Annotated in this window: 18 protein-coding genes and 1 pseudogene; 13 read left to right on the top strand and 6 right to left on the bottom strand. The window is 37.9% G+C overall.

The annotated features are described in order from the left end of the window. Positions 1-22 precede the first annotated feature (22 nt). Entirely contained in the window at positions 23-688 is a 666-nt protein-coding gene (locus tag ACFJIZ_RS04395; RefSeq protein WP_379091014.1) for a 2-C-methyl-D-erythritol 4-phosphate cytidylyltransferase, read from the top strand. Between the two features lie 34 nt (positions 689-722). Here the strand turns inward: ACFJIZ_RS04395 and ACFJIZ_RS04390 are convergent, their stop codons facing one another. From ACFJIZ_RS04390 to ACFJIZ_RS04365, 6 genes are all read right to left on the bottom strand, one after another. After that, positions 723-908, bottom strand: coding sequence for a lmo0937 family membrane protein (locus ACFJIZ_RS04390; protein WP_379091012.1), 186 nt, complete (start codon positions 906-908; stop codon positions 723-725). A 130-nt stretch (positions 909-1,038) separates the two neighbouring features. Then, the gene (locus tag ACFJIZ_RS04385; protein ID WP_008240955.1) at positions 1,039-1,260 is read right to left on the bottom strand and encodes a DUF2795 domain-containing protein; all 222 of its coding nucleotides are present in this window, start codon (positions 1,258-1,260) and stop codon (positions 1,039-1,041) included. A gap of 84 nt (positions 1,261-1,344) precedes the next feature. Beyond that, positions 1,345-1,893 (bottom strand): cob(I)yrinic acid a,c-diamide adenosyltransferase, encoded by a 549-nt coding sequence (locus tag ACFJIZ_RS04380; RefSeq protein ID WP_379091008.1) that lies wholly within the window; start codon positions 1,891-1,893, stop codon positions 1,345-1,347. A gap of 148 nt (positions 1,894-2,041) precedes the next feature. Then, on the bottom strand, positions 2,042-2,800 hold the full coding sequence (locus ACFJIZ_RS04375; protein ID WP_379091006.1) for an ABC transporter ATP-binding protein: 759 nt from the start codon (positions 2,798-2,800) through the stop codon (positions 2,042-2,044). A gap of 51 nt (positions 2,801-2,851) precedes the next feature. Further along, positions 2,852-3,142 carry an Asp-tRNA(Asn)/Glu-tRNA(Gln) amidotransferase subunit GatC gene (gene gatC, locus ACFJIZ_RS04370; RefSeq protein WP_379091004.1) on the bottom strand — a complete coding sequence of 97 codons (291 nt, stop codon included), beginning with the start codon at positions 3,140-3,142 and terminating at the stop codon, positions 2,852-2,854. Further along, complete coding sequence (locus tag ACFJIZ_RS04365) at positions 3,132-3,869, bottom strand: lysophospholipid acyltransferase family protein (protein WP_379091002.1); 738 nt, start codon at positions 3,867-3,869, stop codon at positions 3,132-3,134. The genes gatC and ACFJIZ_RS04365 overlap by 11 nt, the downstream gene beginning before the upstream one ends. A gap of 189 nt (positions 3,870-4,058) precedes the next feature. Here ACFJIZ_RS04365 and ACFJIZ_RS04360 point away from each other — a divergent pair, with 189 nt between their 5' ends. From ACFJIZ_RS04360 to ACFJIZ_RS04305, 12 genes and pseudogenes are all read left to right on the top strand, one after another. Next, positions 4,059-4,493 (top strand): RNA polymerase sigma factor, encoded by a 435-nt coding sequence (locus tag ACFJIZ_RS04360; RefSeq protein WP_379091000.1) that lies wholly within the window; start codon positions 4,059-4,061, stop codon positions 4,491-4,493. Next, positions 4,460-4,666 (top strand): sigma factor-like helix-turn-helix DNA-binding protein, encoded by a 207-nt coding sequence (locus ACFJIZ_RS04355; RefSeq protein WP_379093885.1) that lies wholly within the window; start codon positions 4,460-4,462, stop codon positions 4,664-4,666. The genes ACFJIZ_RS04360 and ACFJIZ_RS04355 overlap by 34 nt, the downstream gene beginning before the upstream one ends. 73 nt (positions 4,667-4,739) lie before the next feature. Then, positions 4,740-5,720: a FecR family protein gene (locus tag ACFJIZ_RS04350; RefSeq protein WP_379090998.1), complete on the top strand. Its 981-nt coding sequence runs from the start codon at positions 4,740-4,742 to the stop codon at positions 5,718-5,720. Between the two features lie 176 nt (positions 5,721-5,896). Next, positions 5,897-7,357, top strand: coding sequence for a carboxypeptidase-like regulatory domain-containing protein (locus ACFJIZ_RS04345; protein ID WP_379090996.1), 1,461 nt, complete (start codon positions 5,897-5,899; stop codon positions 7,355-7,357). 24 nt (positions 7,358-7,381) lie between these two features. Next, positions 7,382-8,545 (top strand): TonB-dependent receptor plug domain-containing protein, encoded by a 1,164-nt coding sequence (locus tag ACFJIZ_RS04340; RefSeq protein ID WP_379090994.1) that lies wholly within the window; start codon positions 7,382-7,384, stop codon positions 8,543-8,545. A 3-nt stretch (positions 8,546-8,548) separates the two neighbouring features. Continuing rightward, positions 8,549-9,346, top strand: coding sequence for a DUF4249 domain-containing protein (locus tag ACFJIZ_RS04335; protein WP_379090992.1), 798 nt, complete (start codon positions 8,549-8,551; stop codon positions 9,344-9,346). Positions 9,347-9,515: 169 nt separating this feature from the next. Next, positions 9,516-10,514 carry a tryptophan--tRNA ligase gene (gene trpS / locus ACFJIZ_RS04330; protein ID WP_379090990.1) on the top strand — a complete coding sequence of 333 codons (999 nt, stop codon included), beginning with the start codon at positions 9,516-9,518 and terminating at the stop codon, positions 10,512-10,514. A 75-nt stretch (positions 10,515-10,589) separates the two neighbouring features. Continuing rightward, positions 10,590-11,204, top strand: a complete 615-nt coding sequence (locus ACFJIZ_RS04325; RefSeq protein WP_055131444.1) for a deoxynucleoside kinase — start codon at positions 10,590-10,592, stop codon at positions 11,202-11,204. 7 nt (positions 11,205-11,211) lie between these two features. Beyond that, a pseudogene (locus ACFJIZ_RS04320) lies at positions 11,212-11,620 on the top strand (cytidylyltransferase domain-containing protein). A gap of 19 nt (positions 11,621-11,639) precedes the next feature. Continuing rightward, complete coding sequence (locus tag ACFJIZ_RS04315; RefSeq protein WP_379090987.1) at positions 11,640-11,939, top strand: cytidylyltransferase domain-containing protein; 300 nt, start codon at positions 11,640-11,642, stop codon at positions 11,937-11,939. 38 nt (positions 11,940-11,977) lie between these two features. Next, positions 11,978-12,220, top strand: a complete 243-nt coding sequence (locus ACFJIZ_RS04310; protein ID WP_379090985.1) for a hypothetical protein — start codon at positions 11,978-11,980, stop codon at positions 12,218-12,220. Beyond that, a complete protein-coding gene (locus tag ACFJIZ_RS04305) occupies positions 12,186-12,521 on the top strand; it encodes a hypothetical protein (RefSeq protein WP_379090983.1) in 336 nt (111 codons plus the stop codon). The genes ACFJIZ_RS04310 and ACFJIZ_RS04305 overlap by 35 nt, the downstream gene beginning before the upstream one ends. Positions 12,522-12,524: the final 3 nt, after the last annotated feature.

Genomic DNA, 12,524 nt, shown 5'->3' with positions numbered 1-12,524 from the left:
ATACTAAAATCTAAATACTAAAATGAAATATTACGCAATAATTGTTGGAGGTGGTTCTGGTAAGCGGATGCAGAATGCAATTGCCAAACAGTTTTTATTGCTCAAGAACAAGCCAGTGCTCATGCACACCATCTCGGCTTTTCACTCCTCTCCTTTTAAACCAGAAATTATCCTTGTACTGCACCCAGACCTACATCAATATTGGGAGGAACTTCGTTTAAAATATGATTTTAACATTCCTCATTTATTGATCAAAGGTGGCGACCAAAGATTTCACTCTGTAAGAAATGGTTTAATGGCCATTAAAGGCGAAGGCATTGTAGCTGTACACGATGCAGTTAGACCACTAGTTAGCCAGAAACTGATCACCAATACTTTTGAAAGTGCCGAAGAAAATGGCAATGCGATTTGTTGCATCAAACCCAGCGACTCGGTAAGAAGTATCAAAACCGAGTATCAGAGCAAAGTGATCAACAGAGATGAACTGGTGATGATACAGACCCCACAGGTTTTTGAGATCAGCCAATTGAGAAAAGGTTACCAACAAGCCTATAGAGCCAAATTTACGGATGATGCAACTGTTGTAGAAAAAGCTGGCTTTACCATCAACTTGGTTGAAGGTGAAAGGAACAACTTAAAGATTACTTATCCTGAGGACTTGGAATTAGCTAATTTCTTGTTAAAATAAAAATCGTCATTCCGAATATCCTGCTAATGCCGGTCTATTGTTTATCCGAAATGACGAGCGATAAGATTAGGCTGCGCTTTTGATCGACTCTCAAAAGAATAGCCACAATTGCAATAACCAATAGCAAATGGATGATTCCACCTGTATAATAACCTCCTAAAAAGCTAATTGCCCATATAATGACCAAAATAACCGCGATAACATAAAGTAGATTTCCCATAACATTTAGTTTTAATTGATGAATGTGTTTATGATTTCATTTCCTAAACATTAACAACAACCTCACTAAATTGTTCTGTAAAATAAAAAAAGCCCCAATTTTACATCGGGGCTTTTAGTCGTTTGAGATTTTAATATTCATCTTCGTTAAAAAAGAAGTCATCTTTGGTCGGATAATCTGGCCAGATTTCTTCAATCGTTTCATAAGGCTCACCATCATCTTCCAAAGCTTGTAAATTTTCAATCACCTCTACAGGTGCACCAGAACGGATTCCGTAATCTATTAATTCGTCTTTTGTTGCAGGCCATGGAGCGTCTTCCAAGTGCGATGCGAGTTCTAATGTCCAATACATATTCTTAATATTAATTATTCTTAATTCTGAAAGCGCAAAAGTATGTTAAAAAAAATGAGCAAAACAAATATTTTTTTCCACCATTTAAATTCGTGGTATCCATATGTTTTCTGCTGTCTTAGCATCCGCATTCAGTTTACGGGCCAAAACAAACAAATAATCGCTTAATCTATTTAAATAAATTGTAATATTGCTGTCAACAAAACTATCAGCTGCCAATTGCACCGCCAATCGCTCTGCCCTTCTACAAACACAACGCGCTAAATGACAATAAGATACAACTGTATTTCCACCAGGTAACACAAAATGTTTCAAAGCGGGTAGAACTTCATTCATATCGTCCATCTCTTGCTCCAAAAGCGTAATGTCGCTTTCTAGCAGATTAGGGATTTTCATTTTAGAACGTTCGGGATCGGAAGCTAAAGATGACCCAATTGTGAATAACCTATCTTGGATTTCCTTTAAAACCTGTTGATGATGCACTTCTATCTCTTGACACATGATCAAACCGATATATGAATTGAGTTCATCAACAGTACCATAAGTCTCGATACGTACATGATATTTAGGCACTCGGGTACCACCAATCAATGAGGTCTGACCTTTGTCTCCTGTTTTTGTATAAATTTTCATCCGTATTAACTTAGTTTTTAATCATAACGAGCCCGCCTACCAAAAATAGACCAAAAGGCTTCATCAAATCAGATTTGAGTAGCAAGATATGAGATATGTATCTGAAACCAAAATAGAGTTTCAAATTTATGCTCAATTCACAAATCTATTACTGGATGCTTTCGAAGTCGTCTCCTTTTTTCTCTAAATTGGATAATCTTGGAGATACAGTTTTGATATCCTCATTCAGGTAATCTTTTTCGATCAAACCATCTCGCATACGCACAATACGATGTGCATGTTGCGCAATATCTTCTTCGTGGGTTACTAAGATAATGGTATTTCCTTTACTGTGGATCTCTTCTAATAAACCCATCATCTCTATCGAGGTTTTGGTATCCAAGTTACCTGTCGGCTCATCGGCCAAAATGATAGAAGGATTATTGATCAATGCCCTTGCAACAGCAACACGTTGACGCTGACCACCAGAAAGTTCGTTAGGTTTGTGCGTAACACGATTACCCAAGCCTACATTTTCTAATGCTTTTGTAGCACGTTGGTCGCGTTCTTTTTTACCAGCTCCGGCATAGATCAATGGCAATGCCACATTATCTAATGAGGTAGAGCGTGGCAATAAGTTAAACGTCTGGAAAACGAAACCAATTTCTTTGTTTCGCACTTCGGCCAACTCATTGTCGGTCATGTGGCTCACATTAATGCCATTTAAGATGTAATCGCCTTTGCTTGGTGTATCCAAACAGCCTAAAATGTTCATCAAAGTAGATTTACCAGAACCTGAAGGGCCCATCAAGGCTACAAACTCTCCTTTGTTGATACTTAGACTTACAGATTTTAATGCGTGAATAACTTCTGAACCAATAACGTATTTACGACCTATATCTTTAATGGTAATCAATGCTTTCTCCATTTGTTTTTTCTTTTTTAGACAGGCTCTCCCTATATAATGTTACAGATACGGTTACTTTTCTATGATTTTAGGCACAAAGAAGAAACTTTCGTTGTGTTCAGCAGCATTTTTCAATCCATCAGCAACACTGATTTCTTGTTTCACTACATCCTCACGCCACACATTCACTTCTTCGTTCATGTAAACTAAGGGTTTAACACCTGCGGTATCAAGCTCGTTCAGCTTTTCCATAAAAGTAAGTATCTTATTCATTTCTACAGTTAATGTATCAACCTCGTTATCTTTTATGGCTATCCGAGCTAGGTCGGCTACTTTATGGACCGTTTGTTTATCAATTATCATGATGTAGGAGTTTACTATTGATCTTTTTAAAAACTTCTTCTTTTAGGGCATCAGCACTTTCAACGGCTAAGATACTAGTTAAAATGGGTTCGTGCACATAAATATCACCAATACCAGGCCTTGTGCCGTAGGTGTAGCCATTGTCCCACATCAATTGCCAAATATTGACGATACTTACGGGAACAATGGGAATATTTTTTTCAATGGCCAATCGGAAAGGACCATTTTTAAACTCATGTAAAATTGGTGGATAAAGGTCATCGATTCTTCCTTCTGGAAAAATGATCAGGCTCATCCCCTTTTCTAGATTTTCTCCTGCTTTTTTAAATGCCCTAAAGGCCGATATCTTACTTTCGCGAGAAACAGCAATATCTATCGTCTTAAAAAACAAGCCTAATACAGGGTTTTTGGTCAGTTCTTCCTTGCCCATAAAATGATACCTGCCTTTGGCCAACAGGCAAAAAAGAACAATATCCAGATTAGAGGTATGGTTGGCACAATAGATATAGGTCTGTTTGGGATCAAGCTTCTTTTCGAACTTGAAATTGAGGTAAACACCTGCCAACAAGGTACTGATCAGGGCATGGAATGCTCTTAGTTTATTGAGATAAAGATAGTATTTCGGCTTTCGCGTACCTAAGTAATAGAGTGGCCAAAACAGAAAAAAGAAAAATACAATGCAAAACGAAAAATAAAAAAAATGTATTCTTTTGAGCAACTTGACCATCTAAATCAAAAATACAAATTATGGACATTTTATTTATCTTATTTTTAGAAAAACCTGGCTTCCCTTAAAATTAGTTTAATGTTTGATGAACTATTCAAAGCTATTTTTTAACTAATAATTAACAAATGGACTTGGCAAACTATTTTTTAGTGCAAAATAATTTATTTAACATTGGCGGCCATTGTGCATATGTCTACACCAATAATAAATATTCTCGAAAACGATGCATTGTTGATCAAACTCAAGAACGGTGATGCCACTGCATTTGAAGAAATCTACAATCAATATCGGAGCAAAATTTATACCTATGCCTTGAAACTCAGCAAATCGACGGTTGTAGCAGAAGAAATTGTACAAGAGGTTTTTATCAAGATCTGGCAAAAACGCGAGCAACTTAATCCAGAATTGCATTTTGGGGCCTATCTCAAAAAGATTACTTTAAACCATGTACTCAATCATCTTAAGAAAGTTGCTAGAGAAAAGACATTGCAGAATGAGCTTTTCAACTACCTGAGTTTGATCAGGAATAATGCTGAAGATAGCTTATTGGAAAAAGAACTGCTCAAAACCTATGAAGAGGCCATTGCGCAATTGCCCCCACAAAAGAAGATATCTATCAGCTGAGCAGGAATGAAGAGCTAAGTCATGATGAGATTGCCAAAAAACTCAATATTTCTAAAAACACAGTCAAAAACCACATGGTTGAAGCCACTAAGTTTATCCGTAATTATGTGAGCAAGAACGGAAGTATCATCTGCTTTTTGATGGCTGCCTCAAATTATTTTCGTTCCAACTAGTCCTCTCCCTTTTTTCAATTGTATTAGGTATAAATGTTTTTGGCAACGGAGCCAAATACAGTAGTTGAACCATATGGTGAAAGAGCCTAGATTAAACCATTTATATCAGTTATATGTTACCAATCAGTGTACGGCACAAGAGCTGGAAGAGTTTTTTGCACTTTTGCGCAATCCTGAAAATGACGACATGCTCATTTCACTCCTATCTGATACTTGGGATGATACACAAGCTATTCCGGATACAGGCTTAACCCCTCAGTTCCTTCCGATTCATGAACAACAGGCCAACGAAACGGCTCTTACCAAAAGAAAACTGTTTCCTTACAGGCTCATTGCCGTTGCGGCAAGTATCCTTATTGTTTTTGCAAGTCTGTTTTTTTTCAAGGATAACCTATCCAATCTCATCCATCCCGTACAACAACAGCAGGCCATGAGCACCAATGGACAACGTAAACAATTGAAGTTGGCAGATGGGACTAAAGTATGGTTGGGGCCTAATAGTAAATTAAACTATCCGAGCAGGTTTACAGCTGACCAAAGACTGGTTAGTTTGGATGGGGAAGCATTTTTTGAAGTCGTACACGATGCCAAACATCCATTTATTATCCGAACAGGAAAAGTAAGTACAACCGTACTTGGAACCTCATTCAACATCAATGCTTATCAACAAAAACACACCATAAATGTAACCCTGGTTAGTGGAAAGGTAGCGGTGGCCCTTAACACTAAAAACCTTATCATGTTGCCCAATCAACAGATCATCGTTGACAAAACAACATCCCAACTAACCAAAATTGATTTCCCAGGTGCCGCTTCCTTTTTACATAGACGGTTAGGTCTATATGAATACCAAGGAACGGCACTAACGGAAGTCATCAAAGACTTGGAGACTCAGTATGGTATTGAAGTTCAAATGGACCAAGACTTGATCGCTACCAACTTTTATGGAAACTTAAACCTAAATGAACCTATTACACAAACTTTAAATAAACTCTGTACAGTTATGGAAATCAAATGGAAAAGAAATGGAGGACAATATGTAATTACCAAATAAATGCCTGACCCTGCAATGCAGAACCAGGCAAATACCTATCTCAATTTAAATGCCCAAGCCTTGAGAACTATAGGGCAATAAATCAATTGTTAAATAAAGTTATGAATACTAAACGAGCTTATCAAAAAATGTATCGATAAGTTGGTAAAGGAAGCATAAAAATAAACCCACACAAAATGAACAAAATCGAACCGAAAAGGTTCTTGATCCTTATTGCGATCATCTTACTGTTACTCATCATGGTACAATCGCAGGCGCATGCTCAAAACATACTCGAAAAAAAAATGAGCATCCAGCTAAAAGACGAGCTTCTTAAAAATGCACTGGATAAAATAACCACCGAAAGTGGTATCAAATTCACTTATAACGAACAAGTAGCCAAAAGTAAAATCAGAATTACGGTTAGCGCTAAAGACAAAATGTTAAAAGAAATCTTAACATTGGCTTTTGCAGACGAACCTTTGCTATTTAGTCAATTAGACAAAGAGGTATTTATCCGTTTAGATCCTTCAAAAACAAAGAAGGTAACGGCCGGTCCGGCGGCTAATCCGGCAGTCGCACAAGAGAAATACACCATTAGTGGTACCATCAAATCGCAAAGTACTGGCGAAACCATCATTGCAGCAACAATCAAGATTACTGGTACAACAAAGTTAATGGCCACAAGTAATGAATATGGTTTTTACTCCATCAGCTTACCAAAGGGAGATTATGATATAGAAGTAAAAACGATTGGTTCTAAGATTTATAACCAACACATTACCCTGGATAAGAACTTGGCGCTCAACATTTCGATGGAAGATGAACAGAACCAATTGGAAACCGTAACGGTAACCGCTACAAGTGCCCAAAGGAATATTAAAAATACCCAGATGGGCATGGAAAGGTTAAGTATTGCAGAAACCAAAAGTGTGCCCGTATTAATGGGTGAACCAGACGTGATCAAGACCTTACAATTGTTACCAGGTGTGAAATCTGGGAGCGAAGGCAACGGAGGGATGTTTGTTCGTGGCGGTGGTGCCGACCAAAATATGATTCTATTAGATGAAGCTCCAGTTTATAATGCCTCCCACCTCTTGGGGTTTTTCTCTACATTCAATTCTGATGCGATCAAAAACGTAACCCTCTATAAAGGTGGAATGCCAGCACAATATGGCGGTGGCCTATCTTCTGTGCTTGACGTAAAAATGAACGACGGAAACAACCAGAAGTTTGGCGTAAGCGGCGGTATTGGTCTAATTGCCGCCAGACTTAATGTAGAAGGACCGATACAGAAAGGAAAATCTTCTTTCTTAATTTCTGCCCGTAGAACTTATGCCGATATGTTCTTAAAACTTTCTAGTGATACTTCCGTAAAAAACACACAATTATACTTTTACGACCTTAACCTAAAGGCCAACTACATATTGGGCGACAAAGACCGTTTGTATATTTCAGGATACTTTGGAAAGGATGTATTAACTTCAGATAATCTCTCTGGAATCAACTGGGGCAACACCACCTCTACCCTGCGTTGGAACCATGTATTTAGCAGCAAGCTTTTTTCAAATACATCCCTGATCTTCAGCAATTACAATTATAAGATACGTGCCAACAATGATGAAACCTCTTTGACGCTTTTTTCGCAGACTCCGTGATTGGAATTTTAAGGAAGACCTGCAATGGTATGCCAACGACAAGAATACCATCAGTTTTGGGTCAACTCTATCTACCATACCATCAAACCTGGCGAGGTACAAGCTACTGGTAATTCTGGTTTCATTTCTCAAAACCTGCAGAACAGGTATTCTATTGAGAATGCAGCTTATATCAGTAACACTTGGAAGGCAAGTAATACTTTCAGCCTTACTTATGGCTTGAGGGTTTCTGCATTTAGCATATTTGGCAAAGGCGATTATTACACACTAGATAGTGATAGTGATGTAACAGGCAGTACAAGCTATAAAAGTGGAGAGTTGGTTAAAACATACGTTAACCTAGAGCCTAGGTTAGCTGCTTCCTATCAATTAAATAGCGCTACTTCAATCAAAGCATCTTTTGTAAGGAATGCACAAAACCTACACCTGATCTCTAACTCAAATTCTGCTTCTCCAACAGACAGATGGGTAGCTAGTACTAATCTCATTAAGCCAGAACTGAGCGACCAGGTATCTCTTGGTTATTATAAAAATATTCTTGGCAATGCTTTTGAATTTACCGCAGAAACTTATTACAAAACTTTGCAAAACCAGATTGATTACCGTAATGGTGCCGATATCTTTACCAATAAACCTATAGAAACCCAATTGCTATTTGGTAAAGGCAGAGCTTATGGAATTGAATTCTTGATCAGAAAGAAAACAGGTAGGTTAACTGGCTGGTTAGGCTATACGCTTTCTAAAACCGAAAGAAAAATAGATGGAATCAACAATAATGAGTGGTACAATGCCAGACAGGACAAAACACACGACATCTCTTTGGTAAGCATTTATCAATTGAGTAAAAAATGGACTGTTTCTGCCAATTGGATATATTCAACAGGAAATGCAATTACTTTTCCTAACGGAAAATACACCATGTTGGGCCAGAGTTATTATTACTTTTCTGAGCGCAACGCCGATCGTATGCCAGCTTATCACAGATTGGACTTGGGGGCTACACACTTGTTAAAACAGACCAAGAAATTTTCTTCTGAGCTTAGCTTTAGTCTTTATAACGCTTATGGAAGGAAAAACCCATACCGCATTACCTTTAAAGATAGTGAAACAGACCCCAACCAAACAGAAGCCATCAGAACAACCTTGTTTAGGTTTATTCCTTCTATTTCTTATAATTTTAAATTCTAACCTATGAAATTTATATATCGTCTTCTATTCTTCTCAAGTTTCAGCTTTTTATGGGCCTGCGAAGACCCCATACAACTTACACCAAAAGATAATACTCCAAAATATGTAATTGAAGGTATGATCACTAATGAAGCTGGTAGTTGTAGGGTAAATATCAGTCAAACTAAAAGTCTTGCCCAGGGTAACCAATTTGATGGCGTTAGTGGTGCCATTGTAAAAATAGAATACAATGGTGGTATTGTAACCTTAACAGAAACCGGAAAGGGTATCTACAAAAGCAACTTGGTTAATGGTACCCCCGGAGAGACCTACAAACTTAATGTGAACATCAATGGTGAAATCTTTACGGCCTCGAGCAAAATGCCAGCAATTGTGCCTTTTTTAGATTTCAAGTTAAAACCTAGCGATTACGATACGACAAGAACAACGCCAATGGTTAAATTCAAAGATCCTGCAGGTGTAACCAACTATTATTGGTTCCAGCAGTATATCAACGACAAACTTCAAAGTCAATATAAAGTATTGAACGACGAATTTACTGCTGGTCAAGAAGTAAATGACTACCTGGTTTTTGAGAACACCACAAAAAACTCCAGTAAAAACATTATGAGGGGCGACAAGTTAACAGCCGAAATGCATTCCATCGATGCAGCCGTGTATACTTATCTGTTCAGCCTGGCCAATGCCAATGGCTCTCTTGATGGTGCGGCTCCTGCCAATCCGCAAAGTAATATTAAAGGTGGCGCATTAGGGTTTTTCAGTGCGCATACGGTTGAACGGAAATCGTTGATTATTCCTTAACAAAACAAAGAGGCTGCCCATTGAGGTGGCCTTTTTAGTCTTAATATATGTGTATCAAGCACACTATAGATCGTTATTCATTGGTGTTTTTATGGCCAGTGATAGATTGTAAGCAGAAAACTGATTAAAGAATACATTTTGCTCATAATTTATTTTTAATTTCGCCAACATGAAAGAAACGGTTGTAAGCGGAATACGTTCTACAGGAAAATTACATATAGGAAATTATTACGGCGCAGTAAAAAACTTTGTACAGATGCAACATGAGTACAATTGTTATTTTTTCATTGCGGATCTACATTCACTCACTACACATCCAACACCAGCGGACCTACATGGAAATGTAAAACATGTTTTGGTTGAATATTTGGCATGTGGTATAGACCCAGAAGAAACCACCATCTATATCCAATCTGATGTACCAGAAATTGCAGAATTGTATCTGTACCTGAACATGAATGCCTACATGGGCGAATTGGAACGTAGCACTTCATTTAAAGATAAAGTTCGTGGCAATCCAGATAACGTTAATGCAGGCCTATTGACCTATCCTGTATTGATGGCTGCTGATATTTTGATCCATAAAGCCACAAAAGTTCCGGTTGGTAAAGACCAAGAGCAACATTTAGAGATGGCCCGTACTTTTGGCAATCGCTTTAACCGCTTATACAACCAGGAGTATTTCCCAGAGCCCTATGCTTTCAGTTATTCTAAAAACTTGGTAAAAGTACCAGGATTGGACGGAAAAGGTAAAATGGGCAAATCTGAGGGCGAAGGTAATGCTGTTTATTTATCTGATACACCAGAGATGATCCGTAAAAAGGTTTCTAGAGCAGTTACCGATAGTGGACCTACCGCTGAAAACCAAGAAAAGCCAGAAGCAATACAAAACCTATTCGACCTGATGAAGATTGTGTCATCAGCTGATACAGTTGCTCATTTTGACGAACAATACAACAAAATGGCCATCCGTTATGGCGATTTCAAAAAACAATTGGCAGAAGACATGATCATTACCACTGCTCCAATGCGCGAGCGAATCAATGAAATTGCGGCAGACACCGCCTACCTTCGCCAAGTGGCCAAACACGGTGCTTTAAAGGCAAGAGAAAGTGCTCAAAAAACAATCAGAGAAGTAAGAGAATTAATAGGTTTTAAAAGTTTTTAGTAGTAGTATTGTGTAACGTGAAGCGTTTAACCAAATGCTTCAAACAAAACGTACGCTCAAATCATCAGAAAAAATATGCACATAGCAATAGTTGGAAACATTGGCGCAGGGAAAACTACATTAACTGGCCTTCTTGCCAAAAATTATGGATGGGAAGCACTCTATGAGGCTGTAGATAACAATCCTTATCTAGAAGATTTTTATGGAGACATGAAACGTTGGAGTTTCAATCTCCAGATCTATTTCTTAAATAGTCGTTTTCAACAAATCGTAGAAATTGAAACCAATAAACGCAATGTGATCCAAGATCGTACCATTTATGAAGATGCACACATTTTTGCAGACAATCTTCATGAAATGGGCCTGATGACTTCTCGCGACCATGATAATTACAAGGCTATATTTGATAACATTACTTCATTTATCAAACCTCCAGATTTGTTGGTATACCTTAGGGCTTCTGTACCTACTTTGGTTAACAATATCCAACGTCGTGGCCGTGAGTACGAAGCGAGTATCCGAATCGATTACTTATCTAAACTGAACGAAAAATACGAAGCCTGGATCAAGAATTACAGTTTGGGTAAATTATTGATCTTAGACAAAGACAAACTTGATTTTACCAATAGTCCTGAAGATCTGGGTACGGTAATTCAAGCGATTGAAGCAGAAATCAACGGACTTTTTTAGTTAATTTGTGAAAACCTTAGGCATTATTCCTGCTCGTTTTGCGTCTACCAGATTTCCTGGTAAACCATTGGTAGATATTGGTGGAAAGACCATGATCCAAAGGGTTTATGAGCAGGCTTTAAAAGCTGATTCTAGATCATGTTGTTGTAGCTACAGATGATGAGCGGATTGCAACAGTGGTTAAAAGTTTCGGTGGCGCTTTTGTAATGACCAACTCCGGCCATCAGAGCGGAACAGACCGTTGTGCTGAAGTAGCCCAGCAATTTACAGGTTTTGATGTGGTGATCAACATCCAAGGTGATGAACCTTTTATAGATCCCGAACAAATTTCGTTGGTACGTTCTTGTTTTGAAGATCCAAATGTACAATTGGCCACCTTGATCAAAAGAGATCAAAGAAGACAGCGAACTATTTAATGCCAATATCCCCAAGGTGGTGATCAATATTAACCAAGAAGCCATTTATTTTAGCCGCAACCCTATTCCTTATATCCGTAATGCAGCCCAGGAAAATTGGGCAAAGGCGCATCAGTTTTATAAACATATTGGTATTTATGGCTATCAGACTACTACATTATTAGCCATTACCAAATTGACGCCCTCTACTTTAGAGCTGGCCGAAAGCCTTGAACAATTGCGCTGGTTGGAGAATGGTTATCAGATCAAAACCAAAGTAACCGATATTGAAACCATTGCCATCGATACACCAGAAGACCTGCAAAAAATAGTTTTTTAGGATATTTTTTTATCTTCGATTACTAATTCATCATACTCATGAAATCTTCTTATCTCTTCTTGCTCATTCCTGCACTGTTTTTTACTGCCTGTAACTCAAATCCTTCCAAAAAAGAGGCACTAGATACAGCAAAAACTGCTTTACAGGCATTTTCAGATACCGTTCAACTGGATACCTTTAAAATTGCCCTAAAAGGTGAAAAGGCGAAGGATATGTCGCTTTTATTTACCATCACCTCCTATAAAGGTGTACAGATATACAAACAAGAGAATCAAAGCTGATGAACTTTTAAAAAGTTACCTGGCCAGTGCCGAACTGAAAAAAGAAGAAGAAAAAGTAAAATTCCTCAATGATGAAATCAATTATTTCTTTGATGAACAACACTTTCTTATTCCAGCGGTTACCGAACAAGAACAACCAGATAACAATGTCCCTGATAAGGAATTTTATAACGAGCTTAAAAAAACCATGTTAAATGGTTTTGATTATAGGCTCGGTAAAGACACTAAAATCTACATTGCCTGGTCTGTTAAAGAACAAAAGGTGAAAGTATATTACAAGTGCTGTGAATTAGCCAAATAGGTA

This window comes from Pedobacter sp. UC225_65 (genome assembly GCF_042698365.1).
GTDB lineage: Bacteria > Bacteroidota > Bacteroidia > Sphingobacteriales > Sphingobacteriaceae > Pedobacter.
The sequence above is the reverse complement of the archived record's forward strand: the minus strand, read 5'-3'. Positions and strand labels throughout refer to the sequence as shown.